Raw genomic sequence first — 19,092 nt, forward strand, 5'->3', positions numbered from 1 at the left:
CCAGGTCCACGTCGCCGTCGAGGCGGGACTCGGTTGCGGGGGTGCGCTACCAGCCCAGGGCCCGGTCTCCGAGGAGTGACAGCAGCCCGGGCATCCGATGTCCGGGCTGCCGCCGTCACTCGCCGAAGCGGCCATCGGCGGGTCAGGCCAGTCGGCGACGCACCGCCGCCGACAGCCGGTCGACGCCGACGATCAGGACCAGCACCACCAGGATGTGCGTCAGCATCTCGTCGAACTGGAACAGCTTGATCGACTGGTTGATCAGGAACCCGATGCCACCCGCACCGACGAGGCCGAGCACCAGCGACGACCGTACGTTCACGTCGAGCCGGTACAGCAGCAGTCCGGTCAGCTGCGGTGTCACGGTCGGCAGCAGCGCGTGGGCGGCGATCTGGATCCGGCCCGCGCCCGCCGAGCGCAGGACCCGCACCGGCCCGGGGTCGGCATCCTCCAATGCCTCCGCCCACAGCTTGCCCATGACACCGACGTTGTGGAGCAGCAGAGCGAGCACACCCGGGAAGGGGCCGAGTCCCACCGCGGTGACGAAGATCAGGGCGAACACCACGTCGGGTACGGCACGCAGGAACGACAGAAGGGAACGCGCCGCCTGGTAGACCCCCGCCGAGGGGGCGGTCCCCCGCGCCGCGAGCAGGGCGAGTACGAGCGAGAAGGGCACCGACAGTGTGGTGCCGAGCAGTCCGATCCAGAGGGTGACCAGGGCTCCGTTGAGGCTGGGTTCGAGGACTTCCCAGCTCAGGTCGGGCGGGAACGCCTCACTCAGGAAGTCGGCCATGCCGCGCCAGCCCTCGGCCAGCGCGCCGAAGGACATATCGGTGGTGTTCCACCCGATCACATGGGCGGCGACCACGACGGCGGTGACCAGCGCTCCCAGCGCCCTGGCCCGGGGGCGGCGGGGCTTGGCCGGGACCTCGAGCCTCCGCACCTCGTTCCTCCGCGCCTCATTGAGGATGGTCATGAAACGGCCTTCACAGTCGTAGTCGTGGGCTGGTACAGGATGTCGACGTTGTCCTGGGGCGGTCCGTCCAGCGCCACGCGGCCGTCCCGGAGACCCACCACCCGGTCGGCGTGCCGGGCGGCTAGGGAGGGCTGATGCAGGACCGCGAGGACGGCGAGTCGTTCCTCGTGGGCGAGCTCGGCAAGGAGACCGAGCACCTGCTCGGAAGCAGCGGGGTCCAGGGCGGACACCGGTTCGTCGGCGAACAGCACACGGGGGCGCTGGCACAGGGCCCGGGCCACGGCGACCCGCTGCTGCTGTCCGCCCGACAGACGCCCGGCGCGGTCGTGTGCACGGTCGGCCAGGCCGACCCGGTCGAGGCAGGCCATGGCGTCTTCGCGCAGATCCTTGGGAAAGAGCGCGGGGACCAGGGAGTGGCGCAGCCGCAGCCGGCCGAGCGCGCCGGCGCACACGTTGTCCAGGACGGTGCGCCGGGAGACGAGGTGAATGTGCTGGAAGACCATGGCGATGTCGAGCGGGTCGCAGCTCTTCCCGTCGATGGTCACCTCGCCGGCCACCATGGGCTCCAGTCCGGCGGCGGCGCGCAGAAGCGTCGACTTCCCGGAGCCGTTGGCCCCCAGCACGGCGAGCAGTTCGCCTCGCGCGACGGTGACGTCCACGCCGTGGAGCACCTGCCGTTCGGCGTACCGCACGATGATGCCGGACAGAGCGAGCATCAGACGTCCTTCTCGGTGAGGTTGAGCGTCTCGGCGAGATCGAACAGCGGCTTGTACGTCGACTTGTCGACGGCGACGAGCGGCGCCGGAGGGTTGGCGTCGAGGAGGGCGCCGATCTCTCCGACCTTGTCGGCCGGCAGATCGAGCAGCGCGTCGCGCACGGCCTTCTTGAACGCCTCGTCGTGGTCGCCGCGGACGGTGATCGGGTCGTTGGGGATCGGCTCCGAGGTCCAGATCTTCCGGAACTCAGACTGGTCGAAGGTGCCCGACTCGGTGGCACTGCCGAGCTGCTGGGAATTGATCTCGGCTGCGTCGACCGTGCCGTTCTTCAGGGCGAGCAGCGCTTCGGGGTGGCCACCGGCGTAGGTGACCTTGACGTCGTCCTTCTTCAGACCGGCGTCGAGGAGGGCCTTGCGGGGCAGGGCGTCGCCGGAGGTGGAGCCGACCGAGCCCAGGGCGAGGGTGTTGCCGCGAAGCTCCTCGATCGAGGTGACGTCGGAATTCTTCGGCACCCATATACCGGCGGTGTAGCTGGACAGCTTGCCGTTCGCGTCGCCGAAGGAGGCGAGGGCCTCGGCGTCGGCGCGCTGGCTGGCGAACACATAGCCCAGGGGGCCGAAGATGCCGATGTCGAGCTTGCCGTTCTCCATGGCGAGCACCTCGGCCGAGTAGTCCTCGGTGACGGTCAGCTCGACCGGGCAGTCCAGGCTTTCGCCCAGGGCGTCGGCGAGGACCTTGGCGGCCGGTGTGAGCTTGGCCGGGTCCTCGAACGGCTCGACGCCGAAGCGGATCTTGCCGCCGGGACAGGTGGCGGACTCCGGCTGGTCCGAGCCGCCACCACAGGCGGTCAGGGTGAGGGCGGCGATAAGGGCTGCGGCGAGGGGCAGACGGCGGACGGGCACGGTGGACTCCGGGGAATGAGTGAGCAGAAAGGCCCAGTACGGGAGTGCGGCGCGGGGGGATGGGCGAGTTACCTCTCGCCGGGCCGACAACAGCACGTTTTCAGCCGTTGCCGACCCGGGTCAAGGTCTTGTATGTACAAGTCGCTCGTTGTTCATCTCACGGTCGGACAGAGGTCTTCCGTCAGGCGCTGTGGCCCATGTCCGCGGCCGTGCGGCGCACTTCGAACAGGCGGCGGCCGTCACGGTTGATCCAGGTCGCGGTGAGGGTGGGGTTGCGTACGGTGGTGTCGGCGACCAGCTTCAGGAACACGTGGGGTTCGACGGCACTGTGCACGAGGTGGGGGCTCGGCACATTGAGACCGGGGATCGTACTGCCGTGCAGTGGGCTGACGATGAACTGCCACAGGTCGTAGCCGACGCGCGGGCCGTAGTTCAGGGCGCGGGAGACGTGGATGTCCCCGCCTATGAGGAAGCAGCCGGGGATGCGCTCCGCGGCGATGAAGTCGAAGATCGCGTCGCGTTCGTGAGCGTAGAAGCCCCAGTCGTCGGACTCGCTGTTCTGCTTGTCGTCCCAGATCATTCCGGTGGCCAGGGCCTTGAACGGGGCGGTGCTGCTGCTGAGGCGCTCGCGCAGCCAGTCCCACTGCACCTTGCCCAGGCAGGTCGGCTTGGACGGGTCGGCCCAGCTCGGTTCCGTACGGCTGAACCAGCGCGGATCAAGGACGAAGACCTCGATGGGGCCCCGCCGGAAGGACGTGTAGATGCCCTGCCCGTCGCCGCGGGTGGTGAGCGGCAGACCGTCCGCGCCGTGGCCGAAAGTGGCGTTGGCGCGGTGGTCGACAAACGCGGTGCGGTTGTTCGCCTTGCCTGTGTAGTCGCCGTGCTTGTCGTTGCCGCCGAAGTCGTGGTCGTCCCAGGTGGCCCAGACGGGCATGGACCGGATCATCTGCGAGATCTCCGGCTGCTGCAGGAAGGCACGGTGCTTGCGCCTGGCCACGGCCAGGTCGGAGGTGTCCACGTACGGCGTGTCGCCGAGCATGACAAAGCTGTCGCAGCCCTCGTCCATGACCTTGGTCCATACGCGCTCGGGGGTCGAGGGGGCGCAGGAGCCCATGCCCATCGTGACGACCGCCGGCCGGCCCGGGGCGGGTGCGGTCGTGAACGAGCCCGTCAGCGGTACGAACCCGGCCGCGGCGGGTGACGGTTCGAGGGAGAACTCGTAGGTGGTGTCCGGGCGCAGCCCGTGCAGATCGACGAGGAGGGTGCGGTCGTTGGCCGTGGACAGCTCCGTGGTGACCGTCCGCGGCCGGTAACCGGCGCGGAAGGTGCACAGCCAGTGGGGGTGGAGGGCGGGGTCGAGCCCCGGCCGCGCCCAGATCCGGGCGGTGGTGGTCTCCACATGGCCGACGAGCGGGCCCGCCGGCAGGTCGGGCGGCATCGGGGTAGGTGTCGCCGCCGGCGCCTTGCCGCTCCGGACGAGGCGTACGTACTGGGCGACGGCGACGAAGAACGCGGCGCTGTCGTCCACCGCGGCAGCCGGCTGGACGGCCGTGCCGGTGCTGTCGAAACACTTGTCGACGGTGAGGCTGGAGACCAGGAACCGGCCGGCGCCGTGCCCGCCCTCCAGAAGGGCCGGGGGGAAGCCGCTCGATGCGCAGGCCATGAGCACGCGCATCGACCGCCATTCGCCGACGGTCTCCCAGCTGACGCGGATGCCCGGGCTCCGCCCGGTGAACAGCAGGCCGCCGGTGGTACGCAGGCCCGCCACCAGCGGATGCCCGGCGTCGACCGGGTGGACGGTGTCGTAGTCGGCGTCCGTCCGAAGAGCAGCCAGGCTCTCGGGCAGATACGGGACAGCGGCGCCCAGTTGGTCGGACTGCGCCAGGTCGAGCACCACTCCGCCCGCCGAGACGAACTCCCGCAGCGATGCGCCGTGGGCGGAGGCGTACGCGGCGTATCGCGGGTCGTTGTTGGTGAAGCTGCCGAATGCGATGAGGTCCACCGGCTCGGGCTGCTGAGTCGCCGCCCGGGTGAGGTCCAGCGGTACGACGGTGACACCGGCCCGCCGCAGGAGTTCGGCCAGGCCCGTGGCCTTTGTCCACTGGTCGGTGTACTCGAGCACAGCGGCGCGCAGCGGGGTGCCGTCGGCCGCCGAGGCGGTCGCGGGAACCGTCACGGCCAGGGCAGCCGCGACGCCACCGGCCAGCAACAGCCTTCTGTCAATACCTACTTCAGCCATCTCTCGTCCTCCACTTCGGAACAGGTACGAGGGAAAGCTGGCAGTCCTGTGCACTCAACGCAAGACCTTGTCATTACAAGTTGCCGACTGTTCACCTCCCTCATGGGGGCGGCCATGTCGTTGCCGGGGCCATGTAGGGTCCGTCGCATGGCCACTCCTCTACACAGGTCCATCGCGGCCGAGCTGCGCCGTCGCATCCGCGGCGGTGCCATCCGCGTCGGCGGACCTCTGCCGTCCGAGGCTCAGTTGTGCGAGGAGTTCTCCGCATCGCGCGGACCCGTCCGGCAGGCACTCGCGACGCTGCGGGACGAGGGCCTGATCGGCGGCGGGCAGGGCAAACGGGCCACGGTGCTCGACGCCGTCGCGGCCCAGCCGTTCGAGTCGTTCCTGTCGTTCACACGACGCGCGGAGATGACCGGATACGTACCGGGACAGAAACTCCAGGAGATCGCGCTGCGCCGGCCCGGACCCGAGATCGCCGCGGCGCTCGAGATCGGCCCGGACGACCTCGCGGTACAACTGGTGCGGCTGCGGCTGCTCGACGGGCGCCCGGCGATGCTGGAGCGCATGACCTACGTCGAGCAGATCGGGCGGCCTCTGATCGATGCCGACCTGAACGCAGGATCGATCTACGCGCTGCTCACCGAGCAGGGGGTGGACCTGCACTCGGCCCGGCACACCTTCGACGCGGTCCCCGCCGACGCGACCGATTCACAGCTGCTCGACGTGCCCGAAGGCTTCCCTCTACTGCGGGAGCGGCGCGTGACCACCGACTCCCACGGCACGCCCATCGAGTGGTCCGACGACCGCTACCGCTCCGACATCGCCACGGTGACCGTGACGAATACCCGCAGCTCCCGCACCGCGATGCTGTGAGGTGTCACAGCACGCGGAGATACCTCACCACCGCACTGTGACCTTCACCGCCACGGTGTGACACCTCACCGCATACCGTGACACCTCACCGCGCCTGAGGTACGACTGCCACCCTCGGCGCGACCGCCACCCGCGCAGCCGCCACCGCCTCGTCGATACGGTCCAGCGGGTAGCGCCCCTCGACGAGTTCGGCGAACGGGTACGTGTCGTGGTGAACGGCCAGGAAATCCACCGCCGCCTGGAGGTCCTTCGGGGCGTAGTTGTGCACGCCCACCACGGTACGCAGGCCGCGCACCAGCCATTCGGGGTCCACCGCGACGGGCTCTCCGGGCGACACGGAACCGGCGAGCACCGCACGGCCGCCGACGGCCAGCGATGCGAGACAGGACTCCACCCCCTCGATCCGGCCCGACAGTTCAAGCGCCACATCGATGTCACCGCACGCCGCGCCGGCATCGCGGACCTCCGCCGCACCGAAGCGCACGGCCTGCGCCCGGCGTTCGGGGGCCGGGTCCACCGCCACCACATGCGCTCCGGACCGGGCGGCCATGGCAACGGCGGTGACACCGAGCATCCCCGCTCCGGTGACCAGCACGGACCGGCCGCTCAGCGGTCCGGCCGCCGCGAGCACCGCCGCCACGGTGGCGGTGGCGCACGAGGCAGGGCACGCCACCGGGTCCGGCAGCCCGTCCGGGACGGCGACGACGGCCGTGCCGGGCAACAGCAGGCAGTGCGTGGAGAACCCGCCGGTCAGCGGAGCGCTCTCGTCCAGTTGCTCGTGCCCGTACTTGCGCAGCCGCCGGCACTTCTGCGTCATGCCCCGCCGGCAGCGGTCGCAGTCACCGCACGAGGCGGTGACGGACCACACCACGCGCATGCCGGGCACCACTGGCGTGCCGTCGTGACAGTGCGGCTCGCCGCTGCCCACGGCGACGACGGTCCCCACCTGTTCGTGGCCCAGCACGGAGGGCGCCGGAGAGGGCCGCCGTCCACCGACGGTGTGCAGATCACTGCCGCAGACCGTCGCCAGGTCGATCCCCACCAGGATCTCGCCCGGACCGGGCGTGCGTGGCGTGAGGGTGGACACGAGGGAGAACGGCCGGCCGATGCCGTCCCAGCGGGCGTAGCGGACGTCGATGGCGTCTTCGAGAGAGGAGGTATGTGTCACGGCAGCCAAGCTGTCACGTCACGCCGCGCATCGACAAGACTTGTATAGATAAGTTTCGCGGTCCAGGGAGAACATTCGGTGAACCACGGGCATCGGTGAACTACAGGCGGACGAGCCACCTGTGTTCGCCGTGCCGTGACACCACCGTGCCAAGAGCCATCAGCAAGGCGAACGGGCAATGAGGCCCCTCCCGCACGATGTACGGGAAGGGCCTGGCTCCACTGTCGTCAGCGCGCCTCCGCCTCGGGCCCGGACGGGACTGGCGGGGCTCCGCCACCGATGAGGTCGTTCTCGTCGGCGGTGATGTCGGGGGCGTAGTAGTAGCCCCCCGCCGTTGCGGCGATCGCGGCTACGTCGGCTGAGACGTCTCGGTCATCGTTCATGCGGGCAGGCTAGGCGCCCACCTCACGCTCCGTACCGGAACAGCGCTCCGTTCCCCCGCCCGTGCGCGCGTCCACACTGCTGTGCGGACACGCACACGGCTCAGTGGGCGATGCCGTCGATCAGCTCGCGCGCGCCCTGGCGCAGCAGGGCCACGGCGACGGAGGTCCCGAGAGTTGCGGGGTCGAGGCGTCCGGCCCACTCGTGCGCGTTGAGGACCGTCTTGCCGTCGGGCGTGAACACCTTTGCGCGCACCGAGAGTTCGCCGTTTCCTTCGACCTGGGCGTACCCGGCGATGGGGCTGTTGCAGTGCCCTTGCAGGACGTGGAGGAACATGCGCTCGGCCGTCGTCTCACGGTGGGTGTCGGGGTCGCCGAGCGCGCTCACCAGGTCGATCAGGTCGGTGTCGTCCTCGCGGCACTGGAGGGCCAGGACCCCGGCACCGATCGGCGGGCACATGACCTCGGGTGACAGGATCTCGGTGATCACGTCGGTACGGCCGATGCGTTCCAGCCCGGAGACGGCCAGGAGCAGCGCGTCGGCCTCACCCGCGGCGAGCTTTTCCAGTCGGCGGTTGGCATTGCCGCGCATCGGTACGCACTCCAGGTGCGGGTGCGAGGCGGCGAGCTGGGCGATGCGGCGTACGGACGAGGTGCCGATTCGGGTCCCGGCCGGGAGCTGGTCGAGGTGCAGGCCGCCCGGGTGGATGAGGGCGTCACGGATGTCGTCGCGCTTGAGGAAGGCGGCGAACACGGTGCCGGCGGGCAGGGGACGGTCGGCGGGGACGTCCTTCACGCAGTGCACCGCGAGGTCGGCGTCCCCGGCGAGCAGCGCCTGGTCGACCTCCTTGGTGAACGCGCCCTTGCCCTCCACGAGGGCGAGGTCGCCCATCCACTTGTCACCGGTCGTCTTCACGGCGACAACCTCGGTGCGGGTGTCGGGGTAGAGCGCTGCCAGTTCGGAGCGGACGCGCTCCACCTGGGCGAGCGCCATGGGCGAGTCGCGGGACACGATGCGAATGAGATCAGCGGCCATGTCGCCCACGATAGACCGTCAGATACGGCTTCCGAGATTGCCGTTGGTCTTCGCGTACGGTGCGGTATGCGCATGCAGGCGATGACACAGACCTTTGACATGTCACCTGATACGTCACCGAAGCCGCGTCCGGCGACGTACAGCGCCGTTTCCACATCACTGGCCCTGCAGAAGGATCAAAGGCTGAGTGAGCTCGTGGACACCGCCGCACCACTCGGCTCGGGCATCGGTGGCCGGTCGGCGCTGCTGGAGGTCGCCGGCACGCCGGTCTTCGTGAAGCGAGTGCCGCTCACGGGAGTGGAGCAACTGCCGGATCACGTCCGGTCCACGGCGAACCTGTTCGAGCTGCCCACCTTCTGTCAGTACGGCATCGGCGGACCTGGTTTCGGGGCATGGCGGGAGCTTGCCGCTCACACCATGACCACGAACTGGGTGCTCGCAGGGCAGTACCAGGGGTTCCCCCTGATGTACCACTGGCGCGTCCTGCCGGACACGGCCCCGGCCCTTCCGGAGGAGCTGGCCGATGTGGAACGGGCCGTCGCCTACTGGGAAGGCGCTCCCGAGGTGCGTCGTCGTATCGAGGCGCTTCAGCGGTCTTCGGCGAGCCTCGTGCTGTTCCTGGAGTACATCCCTCAGACGCTGCACGAGTGGCTCACCCAGCAGGTGCGAGCCAGTGACGACATTGCCGGCCGGGCCTGTTCTCTGGTGGAGAAGGAACTGGAGGCCGGTACCTCCTTCATGAATGAACGAGGTCTCCTCCACTTCGATGCCCATTTCCAGAACATCCTGACCGACGGCCGGCGCCTCTACTTCACCGACTACGGTCTGGCCCTTTCATCGAGTTTCGACCTGTCGCCCTCCGAGGCCGACTTCTTCGAGAGACACAGCACCTACGACCGCGCTTACACGCTCAGCTACTTGGTGAACTGGCTGATCACCGGCCTGTACGGGTACGAGCGGGCGGAGCGCGAGGCGCTGATACGCGCATGCGCCGAGGGGAAGCGCCCTCCGGCGGGGCCTCCGGAGGCCATGGCGATCCTCACCCGTCACGCACCGCTCGCGGCAGTCGTGACGGACTTCTACGGCAAGCTGCAGGACGAGAACCGGAGTACCCCGTACCCACTCGGGACGATCCGCCGGATACTCGCGCAACGCCGCAACTGAGCTGGAAGGCCTGTTTGAAAGTGGGCTTCGGCCGTCACCTCTTGTCCATCCAGGCCACCGTGGTCCGCGTCTCGCGGAGTCGCCAGCCCGCCGGTGTCCGCACTGCGGTGCAGGCCAGGCGCAGGCCGCTTGTCAGGTGGGGCGCCTGGCCGTCGCGGTAGAAGTACACGAGCGAGTTCCCCGAGGCGGCCGCCTGGTCGCCGTTGACGTCCACCAGCAGGTCAGTGGTCACGTGCTGGGTGTACTCCCCCTCGACCTCGGCCTGTCGCATGAAGCCGACGAGCTTGTCGAGGCCGTGGATCTCGCCCGAGCGCGGCGAGTGCCCCACCACATCGTCGGTGAAGACGGTGCCTGCGTCCCCCCACCGCTTCTCGTCCAGCAGAAGCGCGAAGCGGGCGAACAGGTCGGCGATCTCGATACGGTCGGCGATCAGGGTGCTCGTGGGCATGATATTTCCATTTCGTTGGTGAGTCCAACATTGGCGTCGCCAACCATACAGAGATTCATTGGCCGCGCCAACGATGTATCGTGACTGGCGTGAAAGAGACCCCCGCACACCTGACCGCGAAGCCGAGCTGGCTGCTGACCCAAGTGGCGGTGCACGCCCACCGGTTGGCGTCCGACGGCTTCGCCGAGGTGGGTGCGCGCGGATACCACTACCGGATCCTGGCCGCGCTGGAGGAGTTCGGGATGGCCAGCCAGGCCGAGCTCGGCCGACGGTGCAGCATGGACCGCAGCGACGTCGTGGCGGCGATCAACGAACTGGCCGAGCAGGGGTGCGTCGAGCGGACGCCGGACCCGGATGACCGAAGGCGTAACAGGGTGACCCTCACCACGGCGGGCCATCGGCAACTGCGACGCATGGACCGAGCGCTCGACAGCGTGCAGGACGACCTGCTGGAACCGCTTTCGGCCGAGGAGAGGCAGACCTTGACCCGCCTGCTCACTCGACTGCTCACTCACCACCAAGGGACCTAGGCTCCGGGCCGGATGCGCTACAACCCCCGGGCGAACGGATTGCCGTGCCCGGGGAGCTGACCACCCGGCGGCACATACCGCAGCCGCCCACTCCGGTCGGTCACCGGTGTGAACCCGGCGGCGAGCAGCCGGGCGGCGCACCTGGCTCCGTAGCGTCGGTTGACGACGACCCCGACGGGAACGAGGGCCATGAGAACGGCCCATGCGATGCCGGCGATGACGACGGCGGCGAGGTCCGCACCGAGCTTGAAGCCGAGGCCCACGGCGAACGCGGTGAGGCCGAAGCCCGTGAGCCCTATCAGCTGCTTCTCGGTGTTCTTGGTGGCGAGGTCGAAGTTGATACGAGCCCTGAGAAGCTCGACGTCGTCGGACACGAGGGGCGGCAGCGAGACCCCGTCACTCGCGTTCGGATACCGTGCCCGGTTCTGCGTGGCGCGCGCCTGGGCCTGCGGCCCGGGATCAGGCACGATCAGCATCACGAGCCCGTGACCCTGCGGCCCGCCGCCCTGCCGGACGTCCGCGTACTCGTACCCGAACTGCTGGGCGACGAAGGCGAGTCGGGCGAGCTTCTTCATGGACGCCATCGCACTGGTGACGTGAACGGGCTCCCCGCTCGCCATCTGCCGCAGCATCTTCCGCGCATGCCGCTTACTCACTTGTGCCCCCCATCACTCACACCCCAGGCAGGTTTTCACAACCGCGTGCCCAGCCCAAGCAGCACGGGGGGATCGAGTGTGGCGAAAAATCGCCTTGTGCTCGATTAGCTGGGCACCCCTTCAGTCCGCCGTAAGGTTAGGCTAACCTTACGGTGTGAATGTTGGTGAAGAGATCTCCGCGGACAGACGTCCCCGCGGTCATGAACTGTCGGCCATGGGTGTCACCGTGGCGTACGACGGCGTCGACGTCGTACACGAAGCGTCGTTGACGCTGCGGGCCGGCGAAGTGACCGTCCTGGTGGGGCCGAACGGCAGCGGGAAGTCGACGCTGCTACGCACCGTGGCCCGTCTGCAGCGTCCCAGGTGCGCCACGCTCGTCATCGACGGCGACACCGACGGCCTCGCGCTGACCCCACGTGAGTTCTCACGGCACGTGGCCCTGCTGACACAGGGGCGCCCCACGCCCAGCGGGCTGACCGTGCGGGACGTCGTCGAGTTCGGCCGCTACCCGTACCGGGGCCGCTGGGGCAGGACGGACCCGGGGGGCCGGGCCGCCGTGGACCGTGCGCTCGCCATGACAGGCGTCGAGGAACTCGCCGACCGCGGTGCCGAGCACCTCTCCGGAGGGCAGCTTCAGCGGGTGTGGCTCGCCGGCTGCCTCGCCCAGGAGACCGGCGTACTGCTCCTCGACGAGCCGACCACCTACCTCGACCTGCGGTACCAGGTCGAACTCCTCGACCTCGTACGCGACCTCGCGGACGACCACGGGATCGCCGTCGGTGCCGTCCTGCACGACCTCGACCAGGCCGCGGCCGTCGCCAACCGGATCGTGCTGCTCAACGCGGGACGGATCACCGCCGACGGCCTCCCCGAGGACGTACTGACACCTGAGCGGCTGACCGACACGTACGGCATTCGCATCGAAGTCGACACCGACCCCCTCACAGGCCGGCTGCGCACCCGCGCGATCGGCCGGCACCACACGCGCAGCGAAAGGCTCAAGACCACCTCATGAGACGCCTCATCCTCACCGCCGCAGCCGCCACCGCGGCGGCGCTCACCCTGACCGCCTGCGGGACGACCGAGCCCGTCGCCGACGACGCGAAGAAGAAGACGGCCGAGCGCATCACGCTCACCGACGCATCCGGCGCGAAGGTGCAGCTCGACGGGCCCGCCAAGAAGGTCGTCGGAACCGAGTGGAACGTCGTCGAGAGCCTGATCTCCCTGGGCGTCGACCCGGTCGGCGTATCCGACGTCAAGGGGTACCAGACCTGGGACACCGCGGTCCCGCTCAAGAACGAGCCCAAGGACATCGGCACGCGCGGCGAGCCGAGCATGGACACCATCGCCGCCCTGTCGCCGGACCTGATCGTCGCCACCACCGATCTGCCGCCGGCCGCCGTGAAGCAGCTGCGCAAGGTCGCCCCGGTCCTGGAGGTACGGGCGGCCGACGCCGCCGACCCGATCGGGCACATGAACGAGACCCTCGACCTCATAGGGAAGGCCACCGGCACCACGGAGCAGGGCGAGAAGCTCAAGGAGCAGTTCGAGGCGAAGGTCGCCGAGGGCAGGAAGGCCCTCGCCGACGCCGGTCTCGCCGGTACGAAGTACGCCTTCGCCGACGGCTATGTCGTCTCCAACCAGGTCTCGATCCGGCCGTACACCAGCGGTTCGCTCATCGGGGCGGTCAACGAGAAGATCGGTCTGAAGAACGCCTGGACGGTCAAGGGCGACGAGAGCTACGGGCTCGCCTCCACCGACGTCGAGGGACTCACCAAGCTCGGCGATGTGGAGTTCGCCTACATCGGCAGCGACGGCGACAAGAACAGCACGCCGTTCGCAGGCGCCCTGGCGAAGGACTCCGTGTGGAAGTCGCTGCCGTTCGTGAAGAAGGGCAACGTCCACCGGCTGCCCGACGGCATCTGGATGTTCGGCGGACCCGGGTCGATGAGCGCGTACATCGACTCCGTCGTCGAGGCGCTGACGAAGTAACACCATGGCCGTCACCGCAACAACTACCGCCACCCGTCCATCGGCGGCCACGTCCCGGACGGGCGCGGCCGCGGTGACGGCCGCTCTTGTCCTCCTCGTCGCGGGCCTCGCGCTCGTCGACATCACCCAGGGCACCGCCGCTGTCGGCGCGCCCGAGGTGTGGAAGGCGCTCACCGGCCGGGCCGACCCCGACGACGCGTCCGTCATCATCGCCTCCCGGCTGCCGAGGATGGCCGCGGGGCTGCTCGTCGGGGCCGTGCTCGCGATGGCGGGCGCCGCCCTGCAGGCGGTCAGCCGCAACGTACTGGCCTCCCCCGACACCCTCGCGGTGAACGCCGGTTCCTACCTGGCCCTCGGGCTGGCCACCGTCACCGGCGTCTCGCTCCCGCTGCTCGCCTCCTCCGGCATCGCCTTCGCCGGCGGCCTCGCGGCGGCGGCCGTCGTACTCGGCCTGTCGGGCCTGGGCACGGCGACCGTCCGGCTCGTCCTCGCCGGCAGCGCCCTCACCCTCGGACTCACCGCCGTCACCGAGGGACTTCTTCTGCTGTTCCCCGAGCAGACGGAGGGCCTCTACCGGTGGAACCAGGGCAGCATCTCCCAGAACGGGTTCGACGGTGTGCTGCAGATGGCGCCGATCGGCGTCGCCGCTCTCGTCGGGCTGCTCCTCCTGGCCCGCCGGATGGACGCCCTGGCGCTCGGCGAGGACGCCGCCCGCGGCCTCGGCGTCCCGGTCCGTTCCACCAGGATCACAGGGGTGGTGCTGGCGGCGCTGCTCTCCGCGGCGGCCGTCACACTCGCCGGACCGATCGGCTTCGTCGGCCTGTGCGCCCCCGCCCTCGTGCGCGCCCTCGCCCACCGGGTACGCGCCTTCAACCGGGCGCGTGCGAGCCTTCCGGTCGCGGGCCTGATCGGCGCCGGGCTGGTGCTCGGCTCGGACGTGCTCCTGCGCGCCATCGTGCCGCCGGACGTCGCTGTCGCCGTGCCGACGGGCGTCGCCACCAGCCTCGTCGGCGCGGTGTTCCTGATCGTCATGGCCACGCGGGTCCGGGACGGCTCGGAGGCACCCGCGGCCGACCGGCTGCGCATCAGGAGCAGGACCGTCTTCCTCACCACCACAGCGGTCCTGGTGGCCGTGCTCGTCGGCGTCACCATCGCCGCCGTGCTGCTGGGCGACAGCAAACTGCTGCTGGGCGACGTGATGAACTGGGCCCAGGGCAGGGCGGGACGGACGGTCGGCTTCATCCTCGACACCCGGGTGCCCCGGGTCCTCGCGGCGCTCCTCGCGGGCGGCGCTCTCGCGCTGGCCGGGACGCTCGTCCAGGCCGTGACCCGCAACCCGCTGGCGGAGCCCGGCATCCTGGGCGTCTCCGGCGGGGCCGCGCTCGGCGCCGTACTCCTCGTGACGACGGTGCCTGCGGCCGGGTCGTGGGGTGTGGCCGGTGCCGCGTTCGCGGGCGCCGCGATCAGTTCCCTCGTCGTGTTCGGACTCGCCGCGAGAGGGGGGTTCCAGCAGAACCGGCTCGTTCTCGTCGGGTTCGGCGTCGCCACCGGGACCGCCGCGCTGATCAGCCTGCTGATCGTCCTCACGGACCCGTTCAACGCGACGAAGGCGCTGACCTGGCTGTCGGGCTCCACCTACGGGAGGGCCCTGCCGGACGTGGTGCCGCTCGCGGCCGTGCTCACCGCGGGCGTGTTCGTCGCGGTGCTGCGTCGTACCGAGCTCGACCTCGTATCGCTCGACGAGGACACCCCGAGGCTCCTGGGCCTCGACCTGGTGCGGGGACGCCTGGGCTTCCTCGTGCTGAGCGTCCTGCTCAGCGCCACCGCGGTGGCAGCCGCGGGCACGATCGGCTTCGTGGGGCTCGTGGCACCGCACGCGGCGCGGGCCCTGGTGGGCCGCCGGCACGCCCGGGTGGTGCCCGTCGCGGTGCTCCTGGGCGCCGTACTCGTCTGCACCGCGGACCTGTTGGGCCGAACGGTGATCGCGCCGTCCCAGCTGGGCGCCGGGCTGATGACCGCGGTGATCGGTACGCCGTACTTCCTCCATCTGCTGATGCGAGGCCGCCGGTAGGGCGTGTACGCCGTCCCTGACGCCGAGGAAGCCGGGAGCCCGAGCGGGCTCTCCGGCTTCCTGGCGCACTAGGGACCCGCGTGCACCTGACAGGCCCACAGGCTCGGGGTCTTGGGGTACGTGTCGCGCAGCGCGCGCACGGTGGAGTGCAGGGCCTCGGCCGCCCGGTCCACGTCCAGCGCTCCGTCGCCCGCGCTCAGGGTCTCGTACACGCCCTGGGCGACCCGCGCTCCGATCGTGTCGTCGACGTGCCACAGCGAGCCGACGACATGGGGGAAGCCCGCGATCTGGAGTGCGCTGACGATGTGGACGGCCTCGTCGGCGAGTTCGGGGCTGGTCTTCAGGGTGTCGCAGGCGGAGAGGTACGCGAGCCGGGCCGACGGCAGCCTGAGCCGGGCGAGGTCGCGGACTGTCAGCGGGCGTTCGTCGTGATCGTGCAGGACGAGCCGGCTGCCTGACGGGCGTTCGAGGTCGCCGAGTGCGTGGCAGGCGAAGTGCACGTAGGCGTGGCGGGGCAGGGCGGAGACGACCGCGGCGTGCGTGGCGGCGGTGTCCGCCAGCTCCGCGGCGCCGGGCAGCAGCCGGGCGAGGTGCTCCGCCTCGCGGCGGGCGCCGGGCAACGGGGCCTGTCCGGCGGCCTGCGCGACGCTGACGACGAGCGTTCCGGTGCCCGCTGGGCGGGCGACGCGCTGCCGGGCGTGGTGCAGGGCGCGCAGCGTGGGTGTGTACGAGGAGACCACCCGGTCGAGCGCGCCGGGCGCGCCGTCGGCGGGGGCCGCCGCGTGCAGCGGCAGTGTGCCCAGTGCGCCGCCGGGCGACAGCCACACGCGGGGCAGAGGTCCGGCGGGTGCGGGCTGGACGCCCAGGTGGTCGAGGACGGGTCCGGTGACCGCCTCCCACAGCCAGGCGAGCGTGTCCCGGACGACCTGCTGGGCGCGCTGCGACTGTTTGCGGGAGGTGCTGGGCGCCTCGATGCAAACCAACGCGTCCTCGAAGGTCTGCCGGCGCGCCGCCGTTGTCCGTGGATCGAGCCCCGGCAGCGGTACGGCGTCGATGGAGCGCCCGGTGACGACCAGTGCGTCGCTGCCGTACGGGGAGACGTTGACGAGGACCACCGGTCCCGCCGTGGCCGTCGCGCGCAGTTCGCTCCCCTCCCACTCCCGTACCGGACGCAGCAGGCCGAGCTCGGGGTGCTCGGCGCGGATCCGCCTCGTGAGGTCCCGCCATTCGGTGGCCAGTTGCTGGCGGCGGTCGGCGTGGGTGTCGGACATGCCCGAGGTGCCTTCGCCGCGTGGCTCCTCGCTCGGCCCGGCCCCGCTGTCGGTCGCCGTGTCGAGGGCGTCGCGGAGTTCCTCGAAGCGGTCGGCGAGGTGCGGGGAGGTCTCCCGGAGCCGGGTCAGATCGCTGTCGGCGTCGAAGGCGTGGGACAGCAGTACGCCCCTGGCCTGTTCGAGGAGGCCCACGGCCAGCTCGGACCGGCCGCAGCGCACCGCGCAGGCGGCCGCGGCGGCGCCCAGTCCGACGGTCCGGCTCAGCAGGAACTCCTGGTCGTCGCGGACGATATGGCGGGGGGCGACGAGGTGCAGCAGGTCGACCGCCGTCACATAACCGTCCAGAGCACGGTCCCAGACGCCGAGTCCGGCCCAGACATCGCCCCAGGACCTGGCGGCGTACAGGCGCTCGGAGGGCGGACACTGCTGCTCCAGTGCCGCAGCCCGGAACACGTCGGCCGCCTCCGCCGCGCCGGCGGCATCGGTGCGACGGCCGCGACCGATGGCCCTTGCCCACAGGACGCTGGCGAGGTTCATCAGGCGCAGCGTGCGCCTCGCGTGGCCGGGAGGGGTGATGTCGACGGCACGGCGGTACAGCGCCACCGCCTCGTCCCTGACTGCGGAGGAGACCATGGCGCGCAGGCTCGACATCCGGGCACCGGCGGCCACCTCAAGGGCACCGGGCAGGTCGGGCGAGTCCGCGGGCAGCGCCGCGATCACCGCGTCGGCCAGATCGCGGGCCTCCCGTGCGTCACTGGGCCGGTTCGCCACCTGGCAACGGGTCATCAGGGCCATGGCCAGGTTGTGGCGCCGGCGGGGCAGCAGGGGGTCGCCCGCCGGGGTGAGGGCGAGTGCCTCCCGGAAGAGCCTGATCGCTTCGTCGAGCTGGGCGGCCGGGTCGGCGGCACGCCTGAAACCGGTCATCAGGCTGATCGCCGTGGAGCCGAGCAGCGTCGCGCGGTGCGCCGGGCCGAGGCCGGGCAGCTCCGCTGCCTTCCGTCGGGATTCCTGGGCCTGCCGCAGATCCTCACCGTCCCCGATGAGCTGGTGGCGCAGGCCCAGAACCATGCCGAGGTTGAGCAGCCGCACGCCCAGAATCTCGTGCCCCTCGGGGGTCAGCGCCACCGCCTCCCGGCATGCCTGGACCGCCTCGTTGATGTCCTCCGCCTTTCCGAAACTCTGGTAGCTCCTGCTCAGCACCATGCCCAGATCGCTGAGCGCGACGGGCAGCTCCGGATGGTTCCGCGGCAGGAGCGCCACGGCCGTCCGCAGGAACCGCAAGGCTTCGGCCAGGTCCGTGCTGTATCGCTGCGGATCCAGGAAGTACCGGGTGTGCAGGGCCATCGCGGGGGCGAGCAGCCGTGGCGCCGTGCGCCTCGTCATCTCCCCGGTCCCGGTGACCACGGCGGACAGATGCGTGATCGCCGCATCCAGATCGGTCCGGTCGCCGCCCAGTGTGAAGCGAGCGCGCAGCGCGTTGCCCAGGGCGCTGCGTACGAGGAGGGTCTGCTCCCGGTCCTGGGACACGCTCAGTGCCCGGGTCAGTACGTCGACCGCCTCCTGCAGATCCTGCGTCCGGCCGGTGCGCTGGCACCGCAGGACGAGCGCGAGGCCCAGGTTGCGCCCTGCCGCCGAGGGACCCTCCGGATCGTCGGGCGCGGCCCGGCGGAACAGCTCCACGACCTCGTCGTACTCCTCGCGGGTGCCTCCCTCCCGCTGCCGGAGAGCCATCAGCGCGCTGCCCAGGGTGCTGAGGCATTGGGCGAGGTGCGGGCTGTGTGCGGGCAGTTGGGCCAGTACGTCACGTGCGAAGCCGACCGCTTCGTACAGGTAGTCCGGGTCGTACGACAACCAGTAGCGGTCCAGGAACTGGATGCTCAGGTTGCTGAGGGTGAGTAGCCGGTCGGGCGAGCCGGCCGGTATGCGCTTGAGGGTGCGGTGCGTGAGAAGGATCGCCGCATCGGTGTCCCCGTCGGCGCCGGATCCCTCCCCGCTCGAAAGGGACAGCGCGTGTTGCAGACCGGCGATCCGGGTCGCGTAGGCGGGGTCGTGCTCCGGCGTCGCGAGGACGGCGAGGCTGCCCATCGCGATCGCCAGGACGAGCTGCGCCTCACGTGTGGGAGCCATGGTTTCCAGCCGTACGGCCAGCTCGTAGAGGCGGAGGTCGTCTTCGGAGGTGTCCGGGGGCGGGCTGTGCTGCTCCCCCTCGGCCGCGATCATGGCCGCGACACACTCGGCCTGCCACTCGGCGGCATGGTCGGCGTCCGCCGGGTCGGGGTGGATGGACGGGTCGGTCGCCGCATAGCCGTCCGCCAACTGCGTGGGTACGAGGCCGGGATCGGCCACCCACACCGGGAAGAGCAGAGTGCCGGCCATGCTTCCGTGGATGGTGCTCTGCCAGCCGGTGGAGGCCGCCGCGCGGGCGAGGCAGAGCCAGCCGGCGACATGGCGGGCCTCCATGTCGGTCCTGGTATCGGCGGCCCGCAGAAGTGTCCGGAGTTCGGCATCCGCGTCGGGGGCGAACACCACATCCGCGGGCACACTCCCCTCCGCGGTCATCGCTCGTGCGACGCGTGCCCGTATCGCCTTTACGAACCGGTCCCGTTCGTCCTTCACCTCGTCGCTCCCCCTGCTGTCGGCGGCAGTTGCGGGCCGACTCACCCTCAA

The 19,092-nt window shown here is 70.5% G+C and carries 15 protein-coding genes and 1 pseudogene; 6 read left to right on the plus strand and 10 right to left on the minus strand.

Going from position 1 to position 19,092, the window contains the following annotated elements; translation table 11 throughout:
• Positions 1-142: 142 nt before the first annotated feature.
• From phnE to ACWGO0_RS17490, 4 genes are all read right to left on the minus strand, one after another.
• Positions 143-976 (minus strand): phosphonate ABC transporter, permease protein PhnE, encoded by an 834-nt coding sequence (gene phnE, locus ACWGO0_RS17475; protein ID WP_453534948.1) that lies wholly within the window; start codon positions 974-976, stop codon positions 143-145.
• Positions 973-1,692 (minus strand): phosphonate ABC transporter ATP-binding protein, encoded by a 720-nt coding sequence (locus tag ACWGO0_RS17480; protein ID WP_453534950.1) that lies wholly within the window; start codon positions 1,690-1,692, stop codon positions 973-975. The genes phnE and ACWGO0_RS17480 overlap by 4 nt, the downstream gene beginning before the upstream one ends.
• Complete coding sequence (locus ACWGO0_RS17485) at positions 1,692-2,594, minus strand: phosphate/phosphite/phosphonate ABC transporter substrate-binding protein (RefSeq protein ID WP_453534953.1); 903 nt, start codon at positions 2,592-2,594, stop codon at positions 1,692-1,694. The genes ACWGO0_RS17480 and ACWGO0_RS17485 overlap by 1 nt, the downstream gene beginning before the upstream one ends.
• Before the next feature lie 181 nt (positions 2,595-2,775).
• Entirely contained in the window at positions 2,776-4,833 is a 2,058-nt protein-coding gene (locus ACWGO0_RS17490; RefSeq protein ID WP_453534956.1) for an alkaline phosphatase D family protein, read from the minus strand.
• A gap of 147 nt (positions 4,834-4,980) precedes the next feature.
• Here ACWGO0_RS17490 and ACWGO0_RS17495 point away from each other — a divergent pair, with 147 nt between their 5' ends.
• Positions 4,981-5,709 (plus strand): GntR family transcriptional regulator, encoded by a 729-nt coding sequence (locus tag ACWGO0_RS17495; protein ID WP_453534959.1) that lies wholly within the window; start codon positions 4,981-4,983, stop codon positions 5,707-5,709.
• Positions 5,710-5,794: 85 nt separating this feature from the next.
• On the opposite strand, the gene ACWGO0_RS17500 is transcribed toward ACWGO0_RS17495, so the two are convergent.
• From ACWGO0_RS17500 to hemC, 3 genes are all read right to left on the minus strand, one after another.
• Complete coding sequence (locus tag ACWGO0_RS17500) at positions 5,795-6,877, minus strand: zinc-binding dehydrogenase (RefSeq protein WP_453534962.1); 1,083 nt, start codon at positions 6,875-6,877, stop codon at positions 5,795-5,797.
• 227 nt (positions 6,878-7,104) lie between these two features.
• Positions 7,105-7,260: a hypothetical protein gene (locus tag ACWGO0_RS17505; protein WP_453534965.1), complete on the minus strand. Its 156-nt coding sequence runs from the start codon at positions 7,258-7,260 to the stop codon at positions 7,105-7,107.
• 100 nt (positions 7,261-7,360) lie between these two features.
• Positions 7,361-8,293 carry a hydroxymethylbilane synthase gene (gene hemC / locus ACWGO0_RS17510; protein ID WP_453534967.1) on the minus strand — a complete coding sequence of 311 codons (933 nt, stop codon included), beginning with the start codon at positions 8,291-8,293 and terminating at the stop codon, positions 7,361-7,363.
• Between the two features lie 99 nt (positions 8,294-8,392).
• Here hemC and ACWGO0_RS17515 point away from each other — a divergent pair, with 99 nt between their 5' ends.
• On the plus strand, positions 8,393-9,457 hold the full coding sequence (locus ACWGO0_RS17515) for a protein kinase family protein (RefSeq protein WP_453534970.1): 1,065 nt from the start codon (positions 8,393-8,395) through the stop codon (positions 9,455-9,457).
• 34 nt (positions 9,458-9,491) lie between these two features.
• Here the strand turns inward: ACWGO0_RS17515 and ACWGO0_RS17520 are convergent, their stop codons facing one another.
• Complete coding sequence (locus ACWGO0_RS17520; protein WP_453534973.1) at positions 9,492-9,905, minus strand: nuclear transport factor 2 family protein; 414 nt, start codon at positions 9,903-9,905, stop codon at positions 9,492-9,494.
• Positions 9,906-9,994: 89 nt separating this feature from the next.
• Between ACWGO0_RS17520 and ACWGO0_RS17525 the strand changes: the two genes are divergently transcribed.
• Positions 9,995-10,435, plus strand: coding sequence for a MarR family winged helix-turn-helix transcriptional regulator (locus ACWGO0_RS17525; RefSeq protein WP_453534976.1), 441 nt, complete (start codon positions 9,995-9,997; stop codon positions 10,433-10,435).
• 32 nt (positions 10,436-10,467) lie between these two features.
• Here ACWGO0_RS17525 and ACWGO0_RS17530 read toward each other — a convergent pair.
• Positions 10,468-11,091, minus strand: a pseudogene (locus ACWGO0_RS17530) (hypothetical protein); the annotation flags it as partial.
• 214 nt (positions 11,092-11,305) lie between these two features.
• Between ACWGO0_RS17530 and ACWGO0_RS17535 the strand changes: the two are divergent.
• The 3 genes from ACWGO0_RS17535 to ACWGO0_RS17545 are packed head-to-tail and all read left to right on the plus strand — an operon-like array spanning position 11,306 to position 15,154.
• Positions 11,306-12,106, plus strand: coding sequence for an ABC transporter ATP-binding protein (locus ACWGO0_RS17535; RefSeq protein ID WP_453535122.1), 801 nt, complete (start codon positions 11,306-11,308; stop codon positions 12,104-12,106).
• A complete protein-coding gene (locus ACWGO0_RS17540; RefSeq protein WP_453534978.1) occupies positions 12,103-13,083 on the plus strand; it encodes an iron-siderophore ABC transporter substrate-binding protein in 981 nt (326 codons plus the stop codon). The genes ACWGO0_RS17535 and ACWGO0_RS17540 overlap by 4 nt, the downstream gene beginning before the upstream one ends.
• A 4-nt stretch (positions 13,084-13,087) precedes the next feature.
• A complete protein-coding gene (locus ACWGO0_RS17545) occupies positions 13,088-15,154 on the plus strand; it encodes an iron ABC transporter permease (protein WP_453534981.1) in 2,067 nt (688 codons plus the stop codon).
• Positions 15,155-15,222: 68 nt separating this feature from the next.
• Here the strand turns inward: ACWGO0_RS17545 and ACWGO0_RS17550 are convergent, their stop codons facing one another.
• On the minus strand, positions 15,223-19,041 hold the full coding sequence (locus ACWGO0_RS17550) for a CHAT domain-containing protein (RefSeq protein ID WP_453534984.1): 3,819 nt from the start codon (positions 19,039-19,041) through the stop codon (positions 15,223-15,225).
• Positions 19,042-19,092: the final 51 nt, after the last annotated feature.

This window comes from Streptomyces sp. NPDC055749, assembly GCF_053617235.1.

Bases quoted from the DNA above. Each gene is read 5' to 3' on its own strand.
- ACWGO0_RS17540 (WP_453534978.1), top strand. From the start codon at position 12,103: ATGAGACGCCTCATCCTCACCGCCGCAGCCGCCACCGCGGCGGCGCTC.
- ACWGO0_RS17515 (WP_453534970.1), top strand. From the start codon at position 8,393: ATGTCACCTGATACGTCACCGAAGCCGCGTCCGGCGACGTACAGCGCC.
- hemC (WP_453534967.1), bottom strand. From the start codon at position 8,293: ATGGCCGCTGATCTCATTCGCATCGTGTCCCGCGACTCGCCCATGGCG.
- ACWGO0_RS17545 (WP_453534981.1), top strand. From the start codon at position 13,088: ATGGCCGTCACCGCAACAACTACCGCCACCCGTCCATCGGCGGCCACG.
- ACWGO0_RS17480 (WP_453534950.1), bottom strand. From the start codon at position 1,692: ATGCTCGCTCTGTCCGGCATCATCGTGCGGTACGCCGAACGGCAGGTG.
- ACWGO0_RS17490 (WP_453534956.1), bottom strand. From the start codon at position 4,833: ATGGCTGAAGTAGGTATTGACAGAAGGCTGTTGCTGGCCGGTGGCGTC.
- ACWGO0_RS17520 (WP_453534973.1), bottom strand. From the start codon at position 9,905: ATGCCCACGAGCACCCTGATCGCCGACCGTATCGAGATCGCCGACCTG.
- ACWGO0_RS17535 (WP_453535122.1), top strand. From the start codon at position 11,306: ATGGGTGTCACCGTGGCGTACGACGGCGTCGACGTCGTACACGAAGCG.
- ACWGO0_RS17495 (WP_453534959.1), top strand. From the start codon at position 4,981: ATGGCCACTCCTCTACACAGGTCCATCGCGGCCGAGCTGCGCCGTCGC.
- ACWGO0_RS17505 (WP_453534965.1), bottom strand. From the start codon at position 7,260: ATGAACGATGACCGAGACGTCTCAGCCGACGTAGCCGCGATCGCCGCA.
- phnE (WP_453534948.1), bottom strand. From the start codon at position 976: ATGACCATCCTCAATGAGGCGCGGAGGAACGAGGTGCGGAGGCTCGAG.